Below are 24,361 nucleotides of genomic sequence, written 5' to 3'. Positions count from 1 at the left end.
TTATTTATTTAATATTATTTGATTCCTTTCTTAATAGTTGTGAAGTTTTTATTTGTCTTATTGATGTTTATTTTTTTTACTTAAATATTAATTTGTTAAAAAAAATATAAAGCTTATAAAGAGTTTAAAGATTATAATATTAGTTTTTTTTGGCGACAAAAGTGATTTTTTTTATTTGTAATTCACTGTTTATCAGTGTTTTAATTTTGTTAATGTTAATTTTTATTAACATATTTACAGCCATAATACTAAATAAAAGAACATGAATGTAAAATTATGCATGATAACAACTGCTGTTTTATTTTTTACGGGACAAGTTGTACATGCTCAAAAGGTGTTAAAAGATACAGCCACAAAAGAGCAAAAAATAGAAGAGGTAGTGATGGTTGGATATGGAACACAAAAGAAGAGTGAGGTAACGGCAGCAGTATCTCAGGTGAAAGCTGATGATATGGCGGGCTTAGTTACTGCCAGTTTTGAGTCTCAATTGGCCGGAAGGGCAGCAGGGGTCAGTGTAACCACTAACTCGGGGATGGTAGGACAAGCACCTGCTATCAATATTCGGGGAATCAATTCTCTCAACTCAGGAACTTATCCTTTGGTTGTAGTTGATGGAATGCCCATTTTTACAGGAGATACGGGAGGGTATGCTCCAAGTAATGCATTGGGTGATATTAACCCTGCAGATATAGAAAGTATTGAGATTTTAAAAGATGGGGCTGCAGCAGCTATTTATGGTTCTAGAGCTGCTAACGGAGTAATGATTATTACTACAAAAAAAGGAAAAAAGGGAAGATTTCAGCTAGACTACAATACATATACTGGAATTGCTCAAGTCGTAAAACAATTTGATTTACTTCAAACACCGGAATTTTTAACAATCTCCAATGAGAAAAGGACAAATGCGGGGAGATCACCTTGGGCTTTTGGTTCACAATACAATACAGACTGGCAAAGAGCTGTATTGAGATCAGCAACACAAACGGATCATAATATTTCTCTTCAGGGAGGCTTAGGCAAAGGTTCTTATTTTGGATCTGTAGGCTATACAAAGCAAGACGGAATCATTTTAAGCAATGGAATGGAGCGATTTACAGCTCGTTTTAACATCAATCAGGAGGTAAATGATTGGTTGAAAGTAGGAGCTAATATTGGAGTAACGCGAACAGAATATGATGCTCTTAATTCTGGAGTGAATTCCCTTTCTGGTGCAATGGCTAATTCTTTAAGACAATTGCCTAATACTCCTATATACAGAGAAGGAGGACCATTCGGGTACAATATTGATGTGGTAGGGACTAATACTATTACAGGTAAAGGAGAAAATACAGAATATGTTGCCAATAACCTTCCGAATATTGTGTATATAATGAATACCAATAGATTACAGTCCAGAGTGCTAAGAGTACTGGGAGATGTTTTTGGTGAAGTGAAAATTTTACCATTTCTAACCTATAAGCTTCAGATGAGCATAGATCGTTCTCAAAATGAAGGCTTATTGTATTGGAATGCATTTCATGGTGATGGAAGAGGGAGTAACGGAAGAATCCAAAACAACAATACGACCTTGGAAAGGTATAATATCCAAAATATATTAAACTTTAACAAGAGCTTTGGAGATCATAAGGTAGGGGTTACATTGGTGAACGAATACCAAAAGGAAAATCAAAATACGTTTTTTGGAGGAGGAACTGATTTAGGAGATTCTTATTTTAGTACCAATGTAGTGACGGGAACTTATGGAACTCCTCTTTCTGGAGGGGGAAGGACAGAGTTTGCTTTAATATCCTATTTAGCAAGATTTAATTATGATTTTGGGAAAAGGTATTTCTTTCAGGGAGTTATAAGAAGAGACGAGCTGTCATCTCTTCCTAGAGGAGGAAGGGTTGGGTACTTTCCCGGAGCTTCATTAGGATGGAATGTTAGTAATGAAAGCTTTTTCGAAAAAGCGAGAATGTACGTTAACGAATTAAAGCTAAGGGCATCTTATGGTAGAGTTGGAAATAGTAATATTGGAAACTATCCTTATATGTCATTGTATGGACCAGCTAGGTATGGGGACGCTAATGGATTAGGATATTCTCAAATGGGAATTAATACTTTAAGGTGGGAACGAAGTGAGAAGATGGATTATGGGATGGATTTGAGTTTTTTTAAAAATAAGCTGAAAGTAACGGTAGATTATTTTGTGAATAATATTGATGAAATGATCCAACAGGTTCCTGTAGATCCATCTTTAGGGGTTCCAGATAATCAATACAGTTCAAACATTGGAGTTGCAAAAAATAAAGGATGGGAGTTTTCAGTGAATTATACCCCTATCAAGAGGGAAAATTTTGAAGTCAATATAGGAGCTAATCTTTCATTGATTAATAATACCATTTCAACATTATACAAAGGAGCAGATATCTTCCCGGGAAATGCTGACTGGAGCAATGTGGATCGCTTCTACAGAGTTCATAGAGAAGGATATTCTATGAATCAATTATATGGTATAAAATACTGGGGTACCAATTCTGCCAATGGAAACCCTGTTTATTACAAACTAGACGGGTCTTTGGTACAATACAATTTAAATACGAGAAGGTATAATACATTTAACCCGAATAACCCAGGTGATGTTTCTCAGGCGGGAAGTGCTCCGGAAAATCAATTATTAGGAAATACCATTCCAAAATATTTCGGTGCTTTCAATATATCTGTAAAATATCACAATTTTGATTTGGGAACATTGGTAAGGTTTAGCGGAGGTAATTATATTATGAATATTACCCGAAGAGAACTCTTGAGCCAGAACTTTGTGAACAACTCTACAGAAATACTTGGAAGATGGCAAAGTCCGGAAAATCCAGGAGATGGATGGACTCCAAGATTGATGGCAGGTAATGATCCAGGGGTTAATGGCCCGGCAGTTTCAAATAGCCGATTTATAGAGAAAGGAGATTTTATTAAGTTTGATAATCTCACTTTGGGATACAGTTTAGAGCGAGAGTTTTTAAACAAGATTAACATTCAGAAAATGAGACTTTATATTCAGGCACAAAATGCATTTATTATTACGAAATATTCAGGACCAGATCCTGAAATGCAGGTGAACGGGCTCGATTTTAATGGAATTCCAAGACAAAGAGTTTTTTCAATAGGACTAAATGTTACACTTTAATTTTAAATAGAATCATAATGAATGCATTAAAAAAATATATAGTATTAGCTTCAGCAGGACTGGCTATGGCTTCTTGTCAGCAAGATATTTTAGATACAACTTCCTTTAATAACCCTAATCCTGGATTGGCATTTACTTCTCCTGAATTGGTTCAACTAGCGGTAAATGGAGTGTACAATGCCGCACAAATTGGAAATTTTAACGGTACACCAAGGGGGTATGTTTTTGGAGCGGCTTACTTTCAACAAAATGAGGCAAGAGGGGAAGATGTAGTCAATACGCAGGCATTTTATCAATTAACGTATGAATCTAATTATGATGCGACTACTGCCAATAATGTATATTATTGGGTTGATGCTTACCGATTGATTAATAGAGCTAATCTTGTTAATGAGGGGATTGACAGAGCGGTTAGCAATAATGTTATATCTCAAGCTCAGGGAAATGAATACAAAGGAGAAGTCTTATTTTTCAGAGCATTAGCTCATTTTGAGCTTTTAAAACATTTTTCAAGACCTTATCATTTGGATAATGGCGCTTCTATGGGGGTGCCATACAGGACATTAGGAGTTGATACTGAAGCTACCATTGAGCAAGCAATGCAGGTGGGCCGAGAGACTGTCGCTGAGGATTATCAACGATTGTTGACAGATCTGAATTTTGCAGAAAGTAGTCTTCCTACCAATGTTCAAAGACAAGGAATTAATAGAATAGGCAAAATCACGAAAGGGGCGGCTATTGCGATTAAAATAAGAGCCTATTTGAATATGAGAAACTGGAATGGAGTGATCGCAGAATATAATAAGCTTACTTCTATGTATACTTTAGAAGCTAATCCTGCAGCAGTATTCAATAATAACCTGGCAAATACAGAGTCTATTTTTTCAATTATTAATACCGCAAATAATAATCCAGGGGTGAATGGAGCATTGGCAGCCCAGTTTAATAACAGAGCATTGATCGCGATCAGTCCTATTTTATGGAATGATCCTCTTTGGCTGGGAAATGATAAACGGAGGGATATTACGGCTGTCGTTTCTGGTGCCAGATTTACCCGAAAATATACGGATATTGTTAATTATACAGATGCGGCACCGATTGTCCGGTTTTCTGAAATGAAATTGGCGGCTGCAGAAGCTTATGCCAGAACGAACAATTTATCCAATGCATTAACACTCCTTAATGAGGTTCGAAATAGATCATTGGCAAATCCTGATACACAAGCCTATACGCTTGCTTCGTTTCCTGATAAAGAGAAGATGGTAAAAGGGATTTTAATGGAAAGAAGAATCGAGTTGAGTTGTGAAGGAGTTCGTTGGGGAGATATTCATCGGTTAATTAATGATGATATTGCTCCTACTCAAGGGATTCCGGCAAAAGTGCCTAATGGATTCCCGGCAGCGACAAGCTATACTGTAGGAATTCCTTATTCCGGAAATCTGATTAATGGTATTGCTTATACTGATTATAGGTTTTTATGGCCCATACCGCTTATGACAACTAGTGTTAACCCGCTTCTTGCCAGCCAACAAAATCCAGGGTGGTAAGTAAGGTACTTAAAAGTAAAAAAAAGAGACTATCTTCTGGATAGTCTCTTTTTTTTATAAATATTTGGATTTATTAATTCTTCCGAAATAAAAAATCGAATCTCTTTTTTAATATTTGTTATATATCATAATCTTTTTATTTGCTTTCAAAAGCCACTCCCTATAAATCCCCGGCCACGCCGCAACCTCACTTCCTTTCTTTCCCAATCCCCAACCATGTCCTCCATTCTTAAACAAATGCATTTCAACAGGAACATTCACCTTCTTTAATGCATCATCCATTAATATACTATTCTCCACAGGAGAAATAGGATCATCAATTGCTTGTGCTAAAAAAGTTGGTGGTGTTTGACTATTCACCTGCCTTTCCACAGAGAATTCTATTTCCTCGGAAGTTGATGGATTTTTCCCAAGAATACTCTTAAAAGCATGGGTTTTATTATTCGGGGGAAGCATTGAAATAACCGGATAAATCAATCCTACAAAATCGGGTCTTGCAGATAGAGAATCTATATCGTCGACGGGTTTATAAAACATCTTATTAGGTTGCGTGGCAATCATTCCGGCTAAATGTCCACCGGCTGAGAACCCTAAGATGCCAATTTTATGAGGATCTATACCATAATTTTTGGCTGAACTTCTGATTATTCGCATAGCTCTTTGTGCATCTTCAAAAGGAACATTGGTCGTCTTCCAACCTTCTTGTGGCAATCTATAAATAAGTTCAAAGGCAGTTACTCCTTCTGATGCTAACCAATTCGCAGTTGGTGTACTTTCTTTTCCTAATTCTATGTGAGCATATCCGCCACCACTAATGACTAAAATGGCTATACCATTTGGTTTTTTAGGTCGATGAATAATTAACCTTGGATCAGAAACATGAGTGACAGACCCTTTATTAGTTATCATTTCTGCGTTTATACTACCTAGTTGATCAGGCATATTGCTTTTTGCCCATAAGGAAATTTGCTCCAGATCGGATGAAATCTCAAACTTGTTTGTAGAAGTTTGGGAATTGTATTTACTACTTGAGAAAAGTAATATGGTCGCGAAGGCGAATAGTCGTTTCATGTCATATTTCTAAAAGAAATAAGATTTTTATTCAAAGTATATAACCTTATTCTGATAAGTCTTTGGTGTTACTCCCACAAGTTGTTTGAATACTCTTGTAAAATAATTTGTATCTGAAAAACCTGTTTGATAAGCGGTTTCTTTAATGCTATTCTGAGTAGCCAATAATTCTTTAGCCCGGTTGATTCGCTCTTGTAAAATGAAATCATTGGGTGAAGTACCTAGTTCATCTTTAAACATTTTAAAGAAATTTGATTTGCTGACATAAGCAAGTTTAGCAATGCTGTCAATGGAAAGTTTCTGATGAAGATTTTTTTTGATATAATCGACGGCAAAACCTATTCTCGATTTATTTTTTGCAATATTCTTCTCTACCATACCTCTGGCCTGGGTCTGCATCAATCTTATCAAAAGTTCCTTCAGGGCAAAATCAGCCATGATGTCTTTTTGAGAATTATCATCCATAGCGATCCTCATGATATTGTTGGTAGCGGAAGCCAGAGATTTATTATTGAATAGAAAATACTCATCCAGCTGAATATTCCATTGAGAAGTTTCATCCACCTTTGGTAATGTGTAATTTAAATGGTTAAGCGAATCTTCTATAAAATCAGGATTAAGACTTAATGAAATACATTGTGATGGAGTTTCATCAGCTTCAGGAAAATCAATAATCATTGTTTCTCCTGGTGCTACCAGTATGCTCTCTCCTGGAAAATAATCAAAATATCCTGTTTTATTTTCCAGTTTCATATGCTTTTTTCCTCTCAGCATAGCGGTAAATGCAATGGTATCAAAATGAAGTTTTACACCAAAAGCAGTTTCATGGGTTTCATAGATACTGAACTCACAATTGTTGAGATTGAATTTCGTTTGGTTTTCAACAAGGCTCATCAGCTGATTTTCTTTTTTCAGATCAGGAGTATTTAATAAAAACTTATTATCATTCATTTCTATACATTTTTAAAACCCATTCTATCAAATATAAGAAAATATAAAATCGAGGTATTGTTAAAAAAGTATAAAATTCCTGGCGAATACGATTTTGAAGTTTTTTTGTAGGATTATGCTATCTGTTCTTAGTGGGGAAATGTAATTTGGCTTAACAGAAATTAAAAACAATACGATATGAGCACAATAACAGAACAAAAATCAGAAACTGTTTTACAGTGGCCTGATTTCAAAAGTAAATATGATAATTATATTAATGGTCAGTTTACAGCTCCGGTGAACGGACAATATTTTGATGTAGTTTCTCCAGTTAACGGAAAAAACTTTACCCAAGCGGCTCATTCCTCCAAGGAAGATTTAGAATTAGCGGTAGACGCGGCTCACAAGGCATTTCAAACCTGGAAGGATACTTCTTCAACGGAACGAAGTATTATTTTAAATAAGATTGCAGACAGAATAGAGCAGAACCTTGAATACCTGGCAACAGTAGAAACTATCGACAACGGTAAAGCTGTGAGGGAAACCCTTGCTGCAGATTTACCTTTAGCAGTAGATCATTTCAGGTACTTCGCTTCTGTAGTCCGTGCAGAAGAAGGCTCTCACAATGAATTGGATAAAGATACCGTTTCTCTTATCGTACATGAACCCCTGGGAGTTATCGCACAAATCATTCCATGGAACTTTCCTTTATTAATGGCTATCTGGAAATTGGCCCCTGCATTGGCAGCTGGAAATTGCGTAGTATTAAAACCGGCAGAAAGTACTCCTGTTTCTATCATGGTTTTAATGGAAATAATCGGTGATTTGCTACCTGACGGAGTAGTAAATATCGTAAACGGTTTCGGGGCAGAGCTTGGCCGGGCTTTGGTAACCAATCCTAAAGTCTCAAAGGCAGCTTTCACAGGTTCTACAGCTACAGGACGTTTGGTGATGCAGTATGCAACTGAAAATATTATTCCTGTCACACTGGAACTTGGAGGCAAATCTCCGAATGTTTTCTTCAGCTCTGTAATGGATGCGGATGATGAGTTTTTGGATAAAGCTATTGAAGGTGCCGTTCTTTTTGCTCTTAATCAGGGAGAGATTTGTACTTGTCCTTCAAGGTTACTGGTTCAGGAAGATATTGCTGATGCTTTTATAGCAAAAGTAATTGAACGGGTAAAAGCGATTAAAGTTGGAAATCCTTTAGATAAAACCGTAATGATGGGTGCCCAGGCTTCCCAGATTCAGAAAGATAAAATATTGTCCTATATCAAATTAGGGAAAGAAGAAGGTGCTGAAGTTCTTGTGGGTGGTGATGTAAATAATGTCGGGGAAGGTTTAGAAGATGGATACTACATTCAACCCACAATTTTTAAAGGTAATAATAGAATGAGGATTTTCCAGGAAGAAATTTTCGGGCCTGTTTTAGCTTTTACCACTTTTAAAGATGAGGAAGAAGCAATAAAGATTGCTAATGATACGATTTATGGTCTTGGTGCAGGAGTATGGACAAGAGATGCACATCAATTGTATAATGTGCCCCGTAAGATCCAGGCAGGAAGAGTATGGGTCAATCAGTATCATTCTTATCCTGCAGGAGCACCTTTTGGAGGATACAAACAATCCGGAATTGGAAGGGAGAATCATAAAATGATGCTGGACCATTATCGTCAGACTAAAAATATGTTGATCTCTTACAACAAAAACAAATTAGGGTTCTTTTAATTTTTTTTAACATCAGGGCATGTCCGTTTGTTCCGTTATTTAAGCGGAGCAAAACGGCCGGCCTAATCTGATACTATCATGTTTCGTATCCGTTCCATAAGGCTCATTATTAATAAACTTATGAGGGAGAATTTTTTCGCCATCCTATGATTAATACTTAAGTTTAGGTAACCTGACATTTTTGTCAGGTTTTTTGAATAATTCTAAGAGTAAATGATGATCTTTACTAACAATCTTACATGAAAAATTGGTAGTTTATTGCAGTATAAAAATCAACTTAAACCTACAGAAATGGAACCCAAAATATCCAGGTTATCTGCTACGGAAAAAGCGCTTGAAGTTATCTGGCAGCTAGAAGAAAAATATGGAGACCTGATGTTTTATCAGGCAGGCGGTTGTTGTGAAGGTACTCAGCCTCAATGTTTTGAAAAAGGAGGGTTTTTTCCAAGAATGAATGATGCTATGATAGGTACAGTCAACAGACATGAATTTTGGATCGATCGCGATTTGTTTGAGTATTGGAAATATTCTCACTTTACATTAGATGTTGTAGATGGTTTCGGACCAGGTGGTTTTTCTCTGGAAACACCTTTAGGAAAAACATTTAAAGTACATTACAAGCTTTTTACTCCTGAAGAATACAAAAATTTGGAACCGGTAAAACGCAGCGAATAACTCTAGCTGATCTGTAAAATCAGAGAGAGTGATAGAAACTAATTTTGAGTATTACTCTTAAAAATTATAGTAGCTTCTCAACCATCTACCTTTATGAACCTGCTTACAAACATGGCGGCCACAACATTTCCTACGGCATTTAGAACGGTAGCTAATGGATCTACCAATGTTCCGATAATCATTACGGCAGGAATCGCTTCATGAGGTAATTTATATACAGAAATCATCAGGAGCTCACCGATATAACCACCATTAGGTATTCCGCCCTCAACAATACTTACAAATATTGTAATTCCCAAAGCTAAAATCAGGTTGGAAGGCTCAAAAAAATCTTTTCCGATAATTAGAAATGCGACATAAATCTTGATGATTGAAGATATGGATGATCCGTTTTTATGTAAAGTAGTTCCAATCGGAATAACGAGATTCGCAATAGAACTTGGTATTCCGATCTTCGAAGCTGCTTGCAAATTTGCAGGCATTGTTGCAAAGCTACTGCAGGTACTTAGAGCAGTTAGCGTAGGATAGGGTGCATTTGTCCAGAAATCCTTGACTCCTTTTTGCCCGTTGGCCATGAAGGTATATAGTGTGAAAAATAAAAAGAAATAGATGGTTCCCATTATGTAGTAGATACCTAGTGGCTTTCCGTAAAAACCAAAAAGCTGTGGACCCACAGTAGCAACCTGATAGGCAAAATAAGCCCCGAGCCCGATCGGAGCAAGCTTCATAACCAGTAAAAGCAGCTCTTTCATGACCTCGTATCCTGAAGCAAGGAAAAGTCTGAATGGCTGGCCGGTTTCTCCCGTTTTTCTTGCCGCAAAACCTGTTAAAAAAGCAAATATTAGCAGGGCGAGCATATTCTTTCTGGAAAACAGCTCTGTGAATTCACCAACTGTAAAGAAGCTTACAATCCTGTTTCCCCAGGTTTCATTGTCATTACCTTCAGAAATGATCTGTGAACTTCCTGAAATAGGAGACATAGGAAAAAGATAAACAGCAATAATGGTAAAAACAGCTGCTGTTAATATAAAAAATAAAAAGGTAAACGACATCATCGCAATGATCTTTCCAAATTTTGATTGTTGCTCTAAAGATGCTATAGAATTAGACACAGCAAAAAATACCAATGGAACAACGCTTACAAAAAGTAAATTAAGGAAAATGTCTCCAAGCGGTTTTATATAACCTACAAAATCGGGAGCAGTGATCCCGATAATACTTCCAACTATGATTCCCAAGAGTAAAAATAAAATTCCAGAGTAGTTTTTAAATACTTCTTTCATGTATTGCTTTTTACCAAAGATAGGCTTATTTTTAACATATTATTGTATAATTTTCAGGGTTAAATTTTTTAAATTTGAGTAAATAAACGTTTCTATGGCTTATATAGATTACTATAAAATTCTGGGGGTAGATAAAAAAGCATCGCAGGAAGATATCAAAAAAGCATACCGAAAGCTGGCTCGAAAATTACATCCCGATCTTAATCCCGATGACAAAGAGGCTGAGAGAAAATTCAAGGAACTGAATGAAGCGAATGAGGTTCTCAGTAATCCGGAAAACCGAAGCAAATATGATAAGTACGGAGAAAACTGGAAACATGGTGAGGAATATGAAAAGGCTCAACAGCAACAAAGACAATATCAAAATCAAGGGCAAGGTTACAGTGGTGGATTCTCCGGTGCAGATTTTGGAGAAGGAGAGGACTTTTCAGATTTTTTCCAGAGTATGTTTGGACAAGGCGGAGGTTTCGGAAGAAGCTCCCGAGGTAGTGCTTCCGGGAAATTTAAAGGACAGGATGTACAGGCTGAGCTTAATTTACATCTTAGAGATGCTGCCAAAACACATCCCCAAACGTTTGAGATTAATGGCAAAAAAGTACGGATTACAATTCCCGCCGGAGTTTATGATGGTCAACAGATCAAATTAAAAGGTCACGGAAACCCCGGTATCAATGGAGGTCCTTCGGGAGATTTGTACATTACATTTAATATCTCACCTGATCCTGATTTTGAGAGGGTAGGAGATGATCTTAAAACGAAAGTTACTATTGATCTTTATACAGCTGTTTTGGGTGGTGATGTAAAAGTAAATACCCTGGACGGAAGCGTTAATTTAAAGGTTAAACCTGAGACTCAAAGTGGATTAACGGTGAGGTTGAAAGGAAAAGGGTTTCCCGTATATAAGAAAGAAGGTCAATTTGGGGACCTGTTCGTAACATATGAAGTGAAGTTGCCAACAAACCTTACTGAGAAACAAAAAGAACTTTTTGAACAACTTAAAAATTCTTAGATCATGGAAGAAAGAATATCACGGGAAGAACTCGTAAAAATATATAATATAGAAATTGCTTTCTTTGATGAGCTGGTAGACTGCGGCTTACTTGAGGTACAGACTGAAAATGATGTGCGCTATTTGATGTATGAAGATTTACCTGCTTTTGAAAGATTCACGAATTGGCATTATGATCTGGAAATAAACCTTCCCGGTTTAGAAGTTATTAATGATATGCTTCAGAAAATGACTGATCTTAAACAAAAAAATAGAGACTTACTGGCCAAACTTTCTGCAATAAGTGATCGATATGAGGATATTTAATTTAGTTTTGCAATCTGTAAACAAATTAAATTTTTTATACAATGGGTGACGAGAAAGTGATCAGACTACATGTAAACAGAAAAGATTTTGAAGAGATCTACTTTAAAGGAAACCAGGGAAGTTTGTTTTTCTCATCGGAGACCAGAAGTAAAACCATTATCACTATTGTTGTCGCTCTGATTTTTCTGATTACATTTTCCTTAAAAGAAAATTTAAGTAAAGAAAGCTTTGGAATTCTATATTTTATAAGTTTTGTTTTTCTTCTTTGTGCTGTATATCTTTCGGTAAGCATCAATAAGGTGTCCAGATGGAAAAAACAGGTCAAAAGATATCTTAAATCACTTGAGAATGCCGGTATTTATGAGATAAGATTCAATAATGAAACTTTCAATGTTAATCTTAATGAGCAGCATGAACTCAGCAGGTGGAGTGAATTTGTAACTGCAGAAACCCATGAAGACTATATTTCGATGGAAGGTAAATACAACTATATGTTTCCTGAAAAGTCAATGAGTAAACAGGATTACAGCGTATTGAAACAGGTAATAAAGAAAAATATTAAATAAAAAATCAGAGCAGATCGCTCTGATTTTTTTATTTGCTTTTTAGTCTAGCCAGCCCATTTCCTTCATCCATTCATCATTGTAGATTTTACCTACATATCTTGAACCATGGTCATGGAGTAAAACAACAATCACGTCATCTTTGGTAAACTGATCTTTCATTTGTACCAATGCTGATATAGCACTTCCTGCTGAATATCCACAGAAAATTCCTTCTTCTTTTGCAAGCTTTCTTGCATAAATGGCACCATCTTTATCCGTTACTTTTTCAAAATGATCGATAACCGACATATCATAGTTTTCAGGAATAATATCTTCTCCGATTCCTTCAGTAATGTAAGTATATGCGTGATCATAGTGAAGTTCACCGGTCTCATGGAATTCTTTTAAAATAGAACCATAAGTATCAACACCAATTACTTTTATATTTTCATTTTTTTCTTTGAAGAACGTTCCACATCCTGTAATGGTGCCTCCTGTTCCGGCTCCGACTACAAAATGAGTAAGTTTTCCTTCTGTTTGTTCCCATATTTCAGGAGCAGTAGATTCATAATGTGCTGCTCGGTTGGATAAATTATCATATTGATTCACATACCATCCGTTTTCAGTTTCTTTGGCTAATCTTTTTGAAACCGAATAATAAGAACGAGGGTCCGTAGGCTTCACATCTGTAGGACAAACAATAACTTCTGCTCCTACAGCACGTAAAATATCACATTTTTCTTTAGATTGTTTGGAATTGGTTACAAAAATACATTTGTACCCCTTGATGATAGCGGCAAGAGCTAATCCCATTCCTGTATTTCCGGAAGTTCCTTCAATGATTGTTCCGCCCGGTTTTAATCTGCCGTCTTTTTCGGCATCTTCGATCATTTTAACGGCCATTCTGTCTTTTACAGAATTTCCCGGGTTGAAAGTTTCTACTTTGGCTAAAACTAATGCAGGGAAATCCTCGCCCAAAACTTTGTTAAGTTTTACTAATGGAGTATTTCCGATAGTTTCAAGAATATTTTTTGCGTATTTCATACATAATTTATAAGCCTTGCAAAGATACAGCTTTAAAATTATTTATGAAGTTTGGCCACATGTAAAATGAACTATTAACAGATAAAGTATATTACCTCAATTGGGAAGAATAAACAATCTGAAATTAATTGTATTTGATCGCTTTAACCGGTGAAATCTTGCTGATCAGATAACTTGGAACGATCAATGCCAGTGCCGATATAATTAAAATTCCTACAGAGATTGAAATAATAGCAATAGGATTAAGGTCTACGGGAACTGTACTTACATAATAATTTTCAGGATTCAGCTTTATAATTCCAAAAAACTTCTGTAAAAGTAAGAGACCAAGGCCTATAATATTTCCGTATAAAAGCCCCGGAACCATTATTATTAAGGTATAATTAATAAATGTAGCCCTGATCTGGGAATTGCTAGCTCCTAAAGTTTTTAAGAGACCGATTGAATTCGTCCTTTCAATAATAAGGATCAAAAGAACCATGATGATATTAATGATTACCACAATAAGCATGATAATAATGATCAATGCAATATTGGTGTCAAAAATACTGATCCAGTCTGTAATCTGTGGGAATTTTTCTGTTGCTTTTTCCGCGTAATTTTTATAGCCGATAAGCTTTTCAATTTCCGGGAAATCACTATCGATATCATTTACATTTTTAAAGAAGATATCCAGACCACCAATGTCATCCGGTTTCATATCCTGAATTTTTCTCACATGGTTGATTCCACCGATCACAAATTGTTCATCAATCATTTTAATGTCCGTTCGGTAAATTCCCACAACTTCAAATTTTCGATAAATAGGTTTCTGATCCGCCTTTGAAAATATGGTAACAATACTGTCTTTCACTTTTAAATGAAGGTCATTCGCGATCTTTTGTGAAATAGTTACCCCATGGTTATAGCCGACCTCCGTTACTTTGGGTGTTGTGCCGGCAACGAGAAATTTTTTAAAACGGGCACTGTCAAAGTCCTTGCCTACACCTTTGAAAATAATGCCTGCAAAATTATGCTCATTCCGCATAATTCCTGTAACCATAGCATATTTCTGAACACTTTCAACATCCGGAAGTGCTTTTATTTTCTGAATATTTAATCCCTGCTTATCAAGCACAGAAGTATTGTATGAAGAATTGGATCGTGTGGACTTTACGGTAATATGTCCGCTGAAATCTGCCAGTCTTTCTTTAATAGCTTTTTTTGAGCCAAATCCTGTAGATACGGTAATCAATGATACAATGATTCCTAAAGCTACAGAAAGCCTGCCTATGAAGATGATAACCCTTGAAAGATTATTTTTGTTATCTTTGGAAAACGCTATTTTTCTAGAGAAATATAAAGGAAAGTTCAAGCTTATGAATTTAGATTTCAAAATTAAAAATTTACTTCTTATTTGCCTAATTTTTTTAGGAGTATTCAATCAATATTATTCTCAGAATCAAACAAAAGATGGTTTTAAGACCGGTGCCGACCAGCCGGAAGTTTATTTACCGCTGCTAAAGGGAAAAACAATTGGTATTGTTACCAACCAAACGGGTTTGATGAAAGATCGTACTCACCTGGTCGATTTTTTAGTAAAAAACGGGATTAAGATAAAAGCTATTTTTGCCCCTGAGCATGGCTTTAGGGGAAATGCTGATGCTGGTGAAACTGTTAAAAATGGAGTAGACTCAAAAACAGGTGTGCCTATTGTTTCTTTATATGGAAGTAATAAGAAGCCGAAACCTGAACAGTTAAAAGGAATTGATATTGTAGTGTTTGATATTCAGGATGTCGGCGTCAGATTCTATACCTATATTTCAACGTTAAGCTACCTTATGGAGGCCGGAGCTGAAAATAATATTGAGATAATGGTATTGGACAGGCCTAATCCTCACGATGGATATATTGATGGACCTGTTTTAAAAAAGAAATGGGCTAGTTTTGTAGGAATGCATGAAGTTCCGGTTGTCTATGGTTTAACCATTGGTGAGTATGGAAAAATGGTCAACGGTGAAAAATGGCTGAAGAATGGAATGCAGGCAACATATATTTTGGTTCCTATGAAGAATTATCATAAAAAGCTGCGATATGCTATTTCTGATAAGCCATCTCCCAACTTACCTAATGATAAAGCAATAAATTTATATCCGAGTTTATGTTTTTTTGAAGGAACACAGGTTTCTGTAGGAAGAGGTACAGATAATCCCTTTCAGGTATATGGTTCTCCCTGGACAAAAAGTCTTCCTTATCAGTTTACTCCAAAGCCTAATTTCGGGGCAAAAGATCCGTTCCTGAACGGGCAACTATGTTATGGAGAAAATTTATCTGAGTATCCGAATGATTTGAGGGAACTTAGTCTGGAATGGGTGATCAAAGCTTATAAAAATTACAAGAATCCTCAACAGGATTTCTTTCTTAAAAACTTATGGTTCGATACTTTATCCGGAACTGATGAATTAAGAAAACAAATCATTGCCGGTAAATCAATACAAGAAATAAAGGCTTCGTGGAAGTCAGATTTAGAAAAGTTTGAGAAAATCAGATCTAAATACGTGGTGTACGAAAACTAATCGAAATCTTGTGGTGGGTTTTTGTCATTTTTACCTTTATTAAGGATAAAAAGCCCCACTGTTAATCCGATCACTCCTGCTGAAGCGGTCATTATTGCCCTTTGTAATTTGTCTGGGGCATCATTTCCAATGTAATTCATTAAAAAAAGGATAACAAAGGTGATAACCAATATAATAATGTGATTTTTTCCAAATAGTTTCATCGTGTTATTTTATTTTGTAAGAAATCATTATTCCACCTCTATATGGTAAAAACTCACCACTTTTGTTGAACTTTTTAGCTTCATCATAACGTTTTCCTGTTGCACGGTCATAACCTTTATAAAAATCTTGAGATGTGCCCAATGTTCCATATACATCCAGATTCCAGTTTTCAGAAAGTTGAAACTGATATCCTGCGGTAACACCAATTATTACAGAAAGTCCTTTTTGATACAGATTTGATTTTTTAAATTGTTCGCCTCTGTCATTAGTGTATGTACCAGAACCCCAGTAATTCCATTTTTGCAATACAAAAGAAGATGCTGCAAGGTTGGCACCCACATACCAGTGTTTGAAAGCTTCATCAAAATAATATCTACCCTCTAAGGAAACAGAATAATATTGAAATTCATGTCCGGCGAAAGATTTCCATGGAGAAACAAACACATCACCCTGTAAAGTATATTTTTTACTAAGCTGATATTCTAATCCTCCGTTTAGAACTCCTATTGGAAGAAAAAGGGCATTGCCTTTTACGTATAAACTTTTCCCCTTTTCTGTAGCCTGTTCCTGTTCCTGGGCATTCAAATTTCCTAGTGAAAACAGACTTATAAAACTTACCAACAATTTATATTTCATTCTGAAGTTTATTTGATTTGTTTAAGCAATCCATCGGCCAAAGTTGCGTCTTTATTGGATTGAACAGCCATATTTTTCGACATTTCAGCATACGTTTTTGCCATATCTTTATTTCCTGTTAAGAAATAGAGCTTTGCCAGAATAAAGGTGTTTTCAGAAGTCTCTCCTCTCATAACAGATTTCTCTGCCCATTCAACCGCTTTCTTTAATGAGGATGTTGTTTTTACATGCTCGGAGAATATCCACGCGGCTTTAAGTAATTGATTAGGCTCAAAGGAATCAGAATTTTTGTAATATGCTAAAGCTGCTTTTTCATATTCAGGAAAATTATTATTTTGTTCATAATAACTAAGTTTAGTCTGATTCAGCTTAATTTCAGCCTCATATTTCCCCACCAAGGGTTCTGCTGTTTTCAGAAAATAGTCATCATTTACCCTCTTATTTTTGTCGTCAATCGATTCGGCTACTACCTTGGATAAAATAAGCTGATGATCAAATTCTTTATAGGTTTCCTCAGGAAGATATTTGATAATTTCTGATTTTCTGGAAGCGAAAATTTTATAATTAGGATCCTCAACGGATTTTAAAAAGAATAAAAGAAATCCAATGTCATCTTTAGACAGTTCTTCAGTTTTCTTTTTATTTTCAAAGTATCTTTCAGAGGCTTTTTTTGCAAAATCAAAATCTGAAGTAGAATTTAATTTCATTACGTTGATCAAAAATTCAGGGTCTTTTTCACCCGATGCAAAACGATCTTTTAATGACCCTTTTTTGTTATTGGGTGAATTGATGTCCTGTGCCATCGTTAGGAAAACACTTTCTTCCATATAACCGAGATTTTGAGAGATGAGCTCCCCATCACCGTTCAGAAACAAGTAAGTCGGATAGGAACGAACTCCGTATTTGGCAGCAATTTCTCTCCCTTCTCCTTTCTCCATATCAAATCTTGCATTTACAAAATTGGCGTTATAATAATCTCCCACCGATTTCTTTGTAAATACATTTTTCTCCATCAGTTTACAAGGGCCACACCATGAAGCGTAAGCATCAATGAAAACTATTTTGTTTTCTTTCTTAGCTTTGGCAATTAGGTCTTTAAAAGGGATATCCTGAAACTGGATGGATTCCTGCGCAAAAAGAATTACAGTGAAAAAAACAAATAATCCGGAGATAATCTTCTTCATTCGATTAAAATTTGTAGGCGAAGATAGTTAATTTTCAAGAGATAGATTGAAAATGAGAAGGCCAGATAGAGGACATTAACTAATTTTAAGAACTAAATTAATCAATTGTAAAACTTGTTTTCTGTATCCTGTCTTATTTAATATCATTCAATAGAAGTTATTCTTTATTTTTGTGAATTAGATGATTATAATTTATTGGACTATTAACTAAAAAACTGAAGCTGTTTATGCTTTATCTTTCCGGGGTTTTTATTGCTTTCTTTTTGACATTTCTTTTGCTTACAAAACGGAATAAAAGCTCTGCTGATTTTATTTTATGTGGATGGTTATTTACAATTGGTGTCAATTTATTAACACATTATCTCTTTCTTACTCATCAGTATAAAGAATATCCTTCTTTTATACTTTTAGGTTTTACACTACCGTTACTTTATGGACCGTTTTTATACCTCTATGTAAGAAAACAAACTTCTCCTAAACCTTTTTCAGCAGTACAGCTGTTACATTTTTTACCTTTTGTGATATGTAATTTATCTTTTCTTTCATTTTATATGGCACCCTTTGATGAAAGGGTTAGTATTTTTAAACATGAGGGAAGGGAATTCGAGATTGAATTGCTTTTCAGGCTATATGGTATATACATTTCAGGAATCATTTATGTGATCATTTCTTTATTTATTTTATATAGATTCCGCAAAAATATGGTCCAGCAGTTTTCAAATACAGAAAAAATAAACTTTAAGTGGTTGTTGTATCTTATTATCTGGATTGGTCTGATCTGGGGATTGGTTCTTTGGAATGACAATGCAAATATTATTTATGGTGCAGTTGCTGTTTTTATCATGTGGTTGGGATATTTCGGGATCAAGCAGGTACAGGTTTTCAATCATTCTAATTCATTTTTTACTGCTGAAGAAAGCCTGACAGAAGTACTTAGATCTCCAATAGCAATTGGTGAAGATAAAAAGTATCAAAAATCAGGATTAACACAGGAAAATATTGATGATATCCATTGCAGATTACTTGAGGTTTTAAGCGAAGAAAAACCGTTCATAAATCCCAATCTCACCTTAAATGAATTGTCTCAGTTGCTTAAAGTCCATCCGAACTATCTTTCCCAGGTAATTAATTCTAAGGAAAATAAAAACTTCTACGAATTAATTAATGAAAAGAGGATAGAAGAGTTTTTGCACAAAATTTCGGAACCGGAAAGCAGGCAATATACTTTTCTGGCTATTGCCTTTGAATGTGGTTTTAATTCCAAAACATCCTTCAACCGGAATTTTAAAAAATATACGGGTATTACCCCTACTGAATACCAAAAAAAGCTGTAATTCTTATCTTTTTATAGTTTCATCTTCCAGGGAATGGTTTCATGTTTCATATAATATTGGTAATCAGGTTTTTATATTGGTTGTTTTTCTTGGGTCAGCTTTCCTGTTGGGGCGTATAGCTTTTGGGTTTGATGAATCTTTGCATCAATATTTTAAACCCAAACTATGACAACATTGAGAAAAAAAAGAGGGTTACTGACCTCTTTTACAATTTTTGCATTACTGTTCTCCTGTACTGATGGAAGAACAATTGATGAACCCGGAAACTTAGTTCCTAAGACAGTTGATCAGGATTCTTCATTACCATCAATACGCGTGAATGGCTCTCTGCTCCATTCCGAAGCATTCGGCCCTGAAAATGGGACCCTAATTATTGCTATCCATGGAGGACCGGGAGGTGATTACAGATATTTATTAAATTGTAAAGATCTCGCTAATAAAGGATACAGAGTCGTTTTTTATGATCAGAGAGGTTCTGGTCTTTCCCAGCGTTTTCCTAAGAATTCATATAAATCATTAGGAGCAGGAGCTATTGATCTTATGTATGACGAATTATCCTCAGTAATAGCTTATTACCGTAAAAGCTCTAATCAAAAAGTAATCTTATTAGGGCATTCCTGGGGAGCCATACTGGCTTCAGGATATGTGGGAAAGTATCCAAATGCTGTTCAGGGTATTGTTTTATGTGAACCGGGCGGATTGAAATGGGATGATATTACTGACTATGTAAAAGAGTCCAGATCATTTAAACTCTGGAGTGAGATCTTGAATGATGCAGCCTATATTGATCAGTTTATATCCGGAAAGGAGGATCAGCACGAAATACTGGATTATAAAATGTCTATGCTGACATCGAAAAACGATATTACTGGTGAAGGAGACTTTGATCCCGGCATGAGCTGGAGAAGTGGGGCTGTAATTATGGATGCATTATTTGATGTAGGAGAGGAATACAATTCCGATTTTTCTAAGGGGCTGCAGAATTACAATGCTCCTGTGTTATTCTTTTACAGTGAAAGAAATAAAGCTTATCCTGATTCCTGGGCACAGAAAATTACTTCAGATTATAATCATGTGGAAAAGGTTAAGGTTTCCGGTGTTGGACATGATGGTATTATTACCAATCAGAATGTATGGAATTCCCAGACCAAACCTAAAATTATCAATTTTATCAACAATCTTTAACAAATGAAAAATAATAAACTATATATAAAAATAGCTTTTTTTATACTGATCTTTAATGTTGTGAAATCACAAACGGTTAACTGGGCTGGGCTTGAAAATGGAGAAAGACATATTCTTAATGCAAACATTGGTGCCGAATATGGTGCTGTTTTGGGGCTAGGATACGGATATAAATTTCATGGTAAGTTATTTCCCACAATTGTAAATATTGAGGTCTCCACACCGGCTGGTGAAGATTTATTTGATGACTTTAAAATAAAAGCAGGAGCTCATGTGAGATGGATAAAAATTAGGGATTTCCAATTTTCAACAAAAGTTCAGGGAGTTTTCCGGAAGTTTGAAAACGAGAATGTTCAGCTTCTGAATTTTGGGGTGGATATGTCCGGAACAATTGGGTATTACAGGCAGAGATGGTTTGGAGCGTTGGAAATTGGCTTTGATAAAGCCATTGTTACTCATTTCAAACATTCCGATCACTATAAAGAAATTTATCCGGCAGTAAAAGATGGCTGGTATGAACCGGCGACCGGAGGAAACTTTTATGCTGCCATACAAGGAGGATATACATTCAGCAACCAGGAAATATATCTGAAAATAGGAGGGATTGTTTCTCAGGATTTGAAAACGAAACCACAACTGCCATATCTTTTGCAGGTTGGATATAATTACAACTTGCCTTTTTAAGTGTTAATGCCGGATTTTACCGGCATTTTACTATTGTTTGTAGCTAATTATGCTCCCAGATAGTACTTCTTAAATTCTGTTTCAGTTTAGCTTAATAATCCCATAAGCTACATCGGCAATAGTACAAATTTTTCGAAATTTTAGTGATGACAATAAAATGGTTTTTGATAATTTTGAAGTAAAACAAGAGTTAAACTCGATAATTTTATATGCATGTGTTTCTTATCGCTATTAATTAATTTAGACATAGAAAATAATTGAAAAATTCTGCCGATATTAGCTTTAATTTAATGCGGGTTTTATATACATTTATCGAAGAAGCGAAACATCAGTATCTGATGGATAAATATCTGATAATGAATTCTGATGAGTTTGTTACAAGACTATTAAAATTCAGAAGATGGCAGGATGCACAATTGTCTTTGTTGGGAAGAGTTCTTCCAAAATATGGATTAGATCATTATTTTGATAGCAAGGATTTTGAAATTGGACGCACTCCCGGATTACAAACCCTATATAAAAAACCACAACCTGCATTTTAATATATCTCATGCTGGTAATCTGGTTATTTGCTGTATTAATGAATCACCCGTAGGAATTGATGTTGAATATATCAATCAGGAAGCCGATTATGAAGAATTCAAATTTCAAATGACTTCTGGTGAGTTGGAAAAAATACATTTTTCAGAGGATAAAGTACAGTCTTTTTTTACGTACTGGACGGAAAAAGAGGCTGTTATTAAAGCACATGGAAAAGGAATGTTTATTCCTTTAGATTCTTTTGAAGTTAATCATGGTCAGGCTATTATTGAAAATGAAATTTTTTATTTGAAAGAGATTTATCTTGACAAAAAATATCAATGCTGTATTGCGGCTAATGAAGATATCAGGGAAAAGACGATCTTTGTCAAACGATTAAATGTAAACTTTTTATAGTAAAAATCATCCGGGGAAGTTAGGAGTTGTTTTCCTATATGAAAGATTAAAGAAAAGGAAAGTGCCTTTTGTTGTTTTAGGTTTTGAAATGATAATGGTATTATTTCAGAGTAATCTTGAAATACAAATCATAAAAAAACCACCTTAAAAAAGGTGGTTTTGTGGTTTCTCCAGGAATCGAACCAGGGACACATGGATTTTCAATCCATTGCTCTACCAACTGAGCTAAGAAACCAATATGATAGTTTTGTGTTACTTCGTTGTTTAAAGTGGGTGCAAAAATAGTAATTTTTAGCTTACCATGCAATAAAAACTGAAAATAAATAAAATAAAAAAGCCAGTTTTCGTTTTGTTTAAAACTAACTGGCTGGTTATTTTTATGTTGTAATTTTAAGGAAGTGTCGAAAAATTAATATTCGGAGCCTGGGTAGGTGCAGTAACAGAAAATTGAGAACCGGGTGCAACAACAGTATTAAAGAATCCTCCATTTTGTAAAAAGAAAGCATTGCCACTCGTTCCTCCCATTGCATCTATTCTTTGTTGTGCATTGTAGGTATTGTCTACACTGAATTTTGCTCCTGAAATAGCGATCCAGTTGCCATCCGAAGTTCTTGCCCATTGATTTTTGAATTCTGCTTTTCGTCCCTGATATCCATTCTCCGGATTAAAATTTTCAACAAAACTGTAGAAGCTCTTAAGATAAGTGCTGGTTTGAGGTCTCTTCCAGCTGGCAATAAGTTTCCATGTTGTGGTATCAGGCGATAAGAACCAGGCTGTAAAATCAGTTTTTCCACTACCATCCGGCTCTCCTTTTAACAGGAATTTATAGGTTTGTCCTGCTGTCCAGTTGTATTTATAATAGCTTTGGCCTCCCGAACCTTCATTGCCGAATTCTCCAACTGTTACTCCGGTTCCGGCTCTGTTTAAAATGATTTTATGATCAGGAGGAACATTATTCGGATCATCTGTGTCAAACGGACTCCATACGGAGAAAAGGATTCTTCTTTCTGTAGCAGAGTTTACCTGCATTCCAAAATAGCCGGCACTAAACCCGTTTGCCATAAAATAAGAGCCTATCTTGTCTTCTCCGGCCGGAACAGTTACTTCATTGTAGTAATAGCTCACATTACTGGTTGTTGGAATTGTATAGTTCAGATGGCATGACGGCCCTCTGCGTGCCCAATAATAGTAGGAAGGATCATTACTGTAAATATTGGTTCCGGTAGAAGCTGCTCCACTAAAAGTAATATCCGTAACATCTGCAAAGTATCCGCCTGTTTTGGTGACGCCCTGAAGATCAACTTTTACATAACCCGGAGAGGAAATAGTAAAATCTCCAACAGAATAATCTGTATAAGCTGATCCAGTTAAAGTAACATTTTTGGATGTGTTACCGATTGTTATTTTTACTGTGCTGGTACCGGAAGGTACAGAAGCTTTTAATCCGATATGTAAGGCTCCAGTATTGCCCACCTTGAAATAAGTACTGATCACAGTGTTGGAATTAGTCCAGTTACCCAATTTTGTAGAAGTAATAACTTCGGATGCACCCGAAGGCTTTACTGTTATAAAAGAATTTCCTGCGACCGGAACATTGAAGGAAGACGTGGTTTTTAAAGCTGAAGCGCTTTTTTGTGTAGTAACAGTGTCCTCCGCTACTACAGTGGCTTCTGCACACGACTGAAAAATAAGTAAGGCAACACCTAAAAAGGTATTTGTTAATTTTTTTGTCCTCATAATATGTTTGTAATTTGATTTACGTCTACTAATTTAATTTTTTTATGGATATAATAAAAGTTTATTTCACATATTGTAGATTAAATAAAAATCTAAATTTATAATATTAAAAAGTTGTTAGTGCAGTTGTATAATTTTAAAGATTTTATACTTTGTCTTTTCAGGAATCAGACATGTATTAAAGAAGTTTAGAGGAGGCATTAAAAACTCATTAGATATCCCCATAAACCACCGATTTTGTAAATTTTTCTTTAAATAGAGGGCTTATCATAGGTTGTTTTCCAGAAGAAATAATTACAGTAGTAATTTATGTATTTTTTAACCATGGTTAAATCCCTTTGTTTTGTACAAAACAAAGGGATTTACAACATAATCAGATATTTATTTCAACCATTTTAATGTGTTAATTTATCCAGTTTACTTACTGATGGCTATCATTTTGATTAAATTAATACAAAATGCTATAAGTTTATTTACACCAATTTTGTAATACTAACTATAAAGTGATATTAAATAAAAATTGGTATTTACTTATTTGCTGACAATAATATGCTCGGCAGTATAAAAAATAACTTTTTACTAATCAACAATCTTCGGCAATCGCT

At 35.3% G+C, this 24,361-nt stretch carries 22 protein-coding genes and 1 tRNA gene; 13 read left to right on the top strand and 10 right to left on the bottom strand.

What is annotated here, in order from left to right; genetic code table 11:
- Positions 1-262 precede the first annotated feature (262 nt).
- Both ACNFU2_RS08595 and ACNFU2_RS08590 read left to right on the top strand, forming a co-directional pair.
- A complete protein-coding gene (locus tag ACNFU2_RS08595) occupies positions 263-3,163 on the top strand; it encodes a SusC/RagA family TonB-linked outer membrane protein (RefSeq protein ID WP_273648729.1) in 2,901 nt (966 codons plus the stop codon).
- A gap of 17 nt (positions 3,164-3,180) precedes the next feature.
- Entirely contained in the window at positions 3,181-4,710 is a 1,530-nt protein-coding gene (locus tag ACNFU2_RS08590) for a RagB/SusD family nutrient uptake outer membrane protein (RefSeq protein WP_273648728.1), read from the top strand.
- A 108-nt stretch (positions 4,711-4,818) separates the two neighbouring features.
- Here the strand turns inward: ACNFU2_RS08590 and ACNFU2_RS08585 are convergent, their stop codons facing one another.
- Positions 4,819-5,781, bottom strand: coding sequence for an alpha/beta hydrolase (locus ACNFU2_RS08585; protein WP_273648726.1), 963 nt, complete (start codon positions 5,779-5,781; stop codon positions 4,819-4,821).
- Between the two features lie 27 nt (positions 5,782-5,808).
- Positions 5,809-6,732, bottom strand: a complete 924-nt coding sequence (locus tag ACNFU2_RS08580; protein WP_273648725.1) for an AraC family transcriptional regulator — start codon at positions 6,730-6,732, stop codon at positions 5,809-5,811.
- 177 nt (positions 6,733-6,909) lie between these two features.
- Between ACNFU2_RS08580 and ACNFU2_RS08575 the strand changes: the two genes are divergently transcribed.
- Together ACNFU2_RS08575 and ACNFU2_RS08570 are read left to right on the top strand one after the other, a co-directional pair.
- On the top strand, positions 6,910-8,439 hold the full coding sequence (locus ACNFU2_RS08575) for an aldehyde dehydrogenase family protein (RefSeq protein ID WP_273648724.1): 1,530 nt from the start codon (positions 6,910-6,912) through the stop codon (positions 8,437-8,439).
- Positions 8,440-8,730: 291 nt separating this feature from the next.
- Positions 8,731-9,114: a DUF779 domain-containing protein gene (locus ACNFU2_RS08570; protein WP_273648722.1), complete on the top strand. Its 384-nt coding sequence runs from the start codon at positions 8,731-8,733 to the stop codon at positions 9,112-9,114.
- A gap of 77 nt (positions 9,115-9,191) precedes the next feature.
- On the opposite strand, the gene ACNFU2_RS08565 is transcribed toward ACNFU2_RS08570, so the two are convergent.
- Positions 9,192-10,397 (bottom strand): dicarboxylate/amino acid:cation symporter, encoded by a 1,206-nt coding sequence (locus ACNFU2_RS08565; protein WP_273648720.1) that lies wholly within the window; start codon positions 10,395-10,397, stop codon positions 9,192-9,194.
- A gap of 94 nt (positions 10,398-10,491) precedes the next feature.
- Between ACNFU2_RS08565 and ACNFU2_RS08560 the strand changes: the two genes are divergently transcribed.
- The 3 genes from ACNFU2_RS08560 to ACNFU2_RS08550 are packed head-to-tail and all read left to right on the top strand — an operon-like array spanning position 10,492 to position 12,278.
- The gene (locus ACNFU2_RS08560; protein ID WP_273648719.1) at positions 10,492-11,406 is read left to right on the top strand and encodes a J domain-containing protein; all 915 of its coding nucleotides are present in this window, start codon (positions 10,492-10,494) and stop codon (positions 11,404-11,406) included.
- A 3-nt stretch (positions 11,407-11,409) separates the two neighbouring features.
- The gene (locus ACNFU2_RS08555) at positions 11,410-11,712 is read left to right on the top strand and encodes a chaperone modulator CbpM (protein ID WP_273648717.1); all 303 of its coding nucleotides are present in this window, start codon (positions 11,410-11,412) and stop codon (positions 11,710-11,712) included.
- Between the two features lie 41 nt (positions 11,713-11,753).
- The gene (locus ACNFU2_RS08550; protein ID WP_273648715.1) at positions 11,754-12,278 is read left to right on the top strand and encodes a hypothetical protein; all 525 of its coding nucleotides are present in this window, start codon (positions 11,754-11,756) and stop codon (positions 12,276-12,278) included.
- A 39-nt stretch (positions 12,279-12,317) separates the two neighbouring features.
- Here ACNFU2_RS08550 and ACNFU2_RS08545 read toward each other — a convergent pair whose 3' ends face one another.
- Positions 12,318-13,301 carry a PLP-dependent cysteine synthase family protein gene (locus tag ACNFU2_RS08545; RefSeq protein ID WP_172279634.1) on the bottom strand — a complete coding sequence of 328 codons (984 nt, stop codon included), beginning with the start codon at positions 13,299-13,301 and terminating at the stop codon, positions 12,318-12,320.
- 124 nt (positions 13,302-13,425) lie between these two features.
- Positions 13,426-14,655 carry an ABC transporter permease gene (locus tag ACNFU2_RS08540; protein WP_172279632.1) on the bottom strand — a complete coding sequence of 410 codons (1,230 nt, stop codon included), beginning with the start codon at positions 14,653-14,655 and terminating at the stop codon, positions 13,426-13,428.
- Positions 14,656-14,659: 4 nt separating this feature from the next.
- On the opposite strand from ACNFU2_RS08540, the gene ACNFU2_RS08535 reads away from it, so the two are divergent.
- The gene (locus tag ACNFU2_RS08535) at positions 14,660-15,856 is read left to right on the top strand and encodes a DUF1343 domain-containing protein (RefSeq protein ID WP_273648712.1); all 1,197 of its coding nucleotides are present in this window, start codon (positions 14,660-14,662) and stop codon (positions 15,854-15,856) included.
- On the opposite strand, the gene ACNFU2_RS08530 is transcribed toward ACNFU2_RS08535, so the two are convergent.
- The 3 genes from ACNFU2_RS08530 to ACNFU2_RS08520 are packed head-to-tail and all read right to left on the bottom strand — an operon-like array spanning position 15,853 to position 17,880.
- On the bottom strand, positions 15,853-16,059 hold the full coding sequence (locus ACNFU2_RS08530) for a hypothetical protein (protein WP_273648711.1): 207 nt from the start codon (positions 16,057-16,059) through the stop codon (positions 15,853-15,855). The genes ACNFU2_RS08535 and ACNFU2_RS08530 overlap by 4 nt on opposite strands.
- Before the next feature lie 4 nt (positions 16,060-16,063).
- Complete coding sequence (locus ACNFU2_RS08525; RefSeq protein WP_273648709.1) at positions 16,064-16,696, bottom strand: DUF3575 domain-containing protein; 633 nt, start codon at positions 16,694-16,696, stop codon at positions 16,064-16,066.
- Between the two features lie 8 nt (positions 16,697-16,704).
- Positions 16,705-17,880 carry a thioredoxin family protein gene (locus ACNFU2_RS08520; RefSeq protein ID WP_273648707.1) on the bottom strand — a complete coding sequence of 392 codons (1,176 nt, stop codon included), beginning with the start codon at positions 17,878-17,880 and terminating at the stop codon, positions 16,705-16,707.
- 227 nt (positions 17,881-18,107) lie between these two features.
- Here ACNFU2_RS08520 and ACNFU2_RS08515 point away from each other — a divergent pair, with 227 nt between their 5' ends.
- The 5 genes from ACNFU2_RS08515 to ACNFU2_RS08495 all read left to right on the top strand — a co-directional run bounded on the left by ACNFU2_RS08515 (position 18,108) and on the right by ACNFU2_RS08495 (position 22,019).
- Entirely contained in the window at positions 18,108-19,214 is a 1,107-nt protein-coding gene (locus tag ACNFU2_RS08515; RefSeq protein WP_172279622.1) for a helix-turn-helix domain-containing protein, read from the top strand.
- 165 nt (positions 19,215-19,379) lie between these two features.
- A complete protein-coding gene (locus ACNFU2_RS08510; protein ID WP_273648705.1) occupies positions 19,380-20,399 on the top strand; it encodes an alpha/beta hydrolase in 1,020 nt (339 codons plus the stop codon).
- A gap of 3 nt (positions 20,400-20,402) precedes the next feature.
- Positions 20,403-21,083, top strand: coding sequence for a hypothetical protein (locus ACNFU2_RS08505; protein ID WP_273648704.1), 681 nt, complete (start codon positions 20,403-20,405; stop codon positions 21,081-21,083).
- 257 nt (positions 21,084-21,340) lie between these two features.
- Complete coding sequence (locus ACNFU2_RS08500) at positions 21,341-21,625, top strand: hypothetical protein (protein ID WP_306613810.1); 285 nt, start codon at positions 21,341-21,343, stop codon at positions 21,623-21,625.
- On the top strand, positions 21,570-22,019 hold the full coding sequence (locus ACNFU2_RS08495; RefSeq protein ID WP_306613808.1) for a 4'-phosphopantetheinyl transferase family protein: 450 nt from the start codon (positions 21,570-21,572) through the stop codon (positions 22,017-22,019). The genes ACNFU2_RS08500 and ACNFU2_RS08495 overlap by 56 nt, the downstream gene beginning before the upstream one ends.
- Positions 22,020-22,181: 162 nt before the next feature.
- On the opposite strand, the gene ACNFU2_RS08490 is transcribed toward ACNFU2_RS08495, so the two are convergent.
- Positions 22,182-22,254 (bottom strand) — tRNA-Phe (locus ACNFU2_RS08490).
- A 155-nt stretch (positions 22,255-22,409) separates the two neighbouring features.
- Positions 22,410-23,756 (bottom strand): DUF3472 domain-containing protein, encoded by a 1,347-nt coding sequence (locus tag ACNFU2_RS08485; RefSeq protein WP_273648700.1) that lies wholly within the window; start codon positions 23,754-23,756, stop codon positions 22,410-22,412.
- Between the last annotated feature and the right edge of the window lie 605 nt (positions 23,757-24,361).

This window comes from Chryseobacterium sp. PTM-20240506, assembly GCF_048296755.1.
Taxonomy (GTDB): Bacteria; Bacteroidota; Bacteroidia; order Flavobacteriales; family Weeksellaceae; genus Chryseobacterium; species Chryseobacterium proteolyticum.
This window is presented reverse-complemented; position numbering and strand designations above follow the sequence as displayed.

Coding starts and splice junctions, on each gene's coding strand:
- ACNFU2_RS08580 (WP_273648725.1), bottom strand. CDS start 6,732: ATGAATGATAATAAGTTTTTATTAAATACTCCTGATCTGAAAAAAGAA.
- ACNFU2_RS08575 (WP_273648724.1), top strand. CDS start 6,910: ATGAGCACAATAACAGAACAAAAATCAGAAACTGTTTTACAGTGGCCT.
- ACNFU2_RS08510 (WP_273648705.1), top strand. CDS start 19,380: ATGACAACATTGAGAAAAAAAAGAGGGTTACTGACCTCTTTTACAATT.
- ACNFU2_RS08565 (WP_273648720.1), bottom strand. CDS start 10,397: ATGAAAGAAGTATTTAAAAACTACTCTGGAATTTTATTTTTACTCTTG.
- ACNFU2_RS08505 (WP_273648704.1), top strand. CDS start 20,403: ATGAAAAATAATAAACTATATATAAAAATAGCTTTTTTTATACTGATC.
- ACNFU2_RS08515 (WP_172279622.1), top strand. CDS start 18,108: ATGCTTTATCTTTCCGGGGTTTTTATTGCTTTCTTTTTGACATTTCTT.
- ACNFU2_RS08535 (WP_273648712.1), top strand. CDS start 14,660: ATGAATTTAGATTTCAAAATTAAAAATTTACTTCTTATTTGCCTAATT.
- ACNFU2_RS08530 (WP_273648711.1), bottom strand. CDS start 16,059: ATGAAACTATTTGGAAAAAATCACATTATTATATTGGTTATCACCTTT.
- ACNFU2_RS08485 (WP_273648700.1), bottom strand. CDS start 23,756: ATGAGGACAAAAAAATTAACAAATACCTTTTTAGGTGTTGCCTTACTT.
- ACNFU2_RS08585 (WP_273648726.1), bottom strand. CDS start 5,781: ATGAAACGACTATTCGCCTTCGCGACCATATTACTTTTCTCAAGTAGT.
- ACNFU2_RS08525 (WP_273648709.1), bottom strand. CDS start 16,696: ATGAAATATAAATTGTTGGTAAGTTTTATAAGTCTGTTTTCACTAGGA.
- ACNFU2_RS08560 (WP_273648719.1), top strand. CDS start 10,492: ATGGCTTATATAGATTACTATAAAATTCTGGGGGTAGATAAAAAAGCA.
- ACNFU2_RS08595 (WP_273648729.1), top strand. CDS start 263: ATGAATGTAAAATTATGCATGATAACAACTGCTGTTTTATTTTTTACG.
- ACNFU2_RS08545 (WP_172279634.1), bottom strand. CDS start 13,301: ATGAAATACGCAAAAAATATTCTTGAAACTATCGGAAATACTCCATTA.
- ACNFU2_RS08570 (WP_273648722.1), top strand. CDS start 8,731: ATGGAACCCAAAATATCCAGGTTATCTGCTACGGAAAAAGCGCTTGAA.
- ACNFU2_RS08550 (WP_273648715.1), top strand. CDS start 11,754: ATGGGTGACGAGAAAGTGATCAGACTACATGTAAACAGAAAAGATTTT.
- ACNFU2_RS08520 (WP_273648707.1), bottom strand. CDS start 17,880: ATGAAGAAGATTATCTCCGGATTATTTGTTTTTTTCACTGTAATTCTT.
- ACNFU2_RS08590 (WP_273648728.1), top strand. CDS start 3,181: ATGAATGCATTAAAAAAATATATAGTATTAGCTTCAGCAGGACTGGCT.
- ACNFU2_RS08555 (WP_273648717.1), top strand. CDS start 11,410: ATGGAAGAAAGAATATCACGGGAAGAACTCGTAAAAATATATAATATA.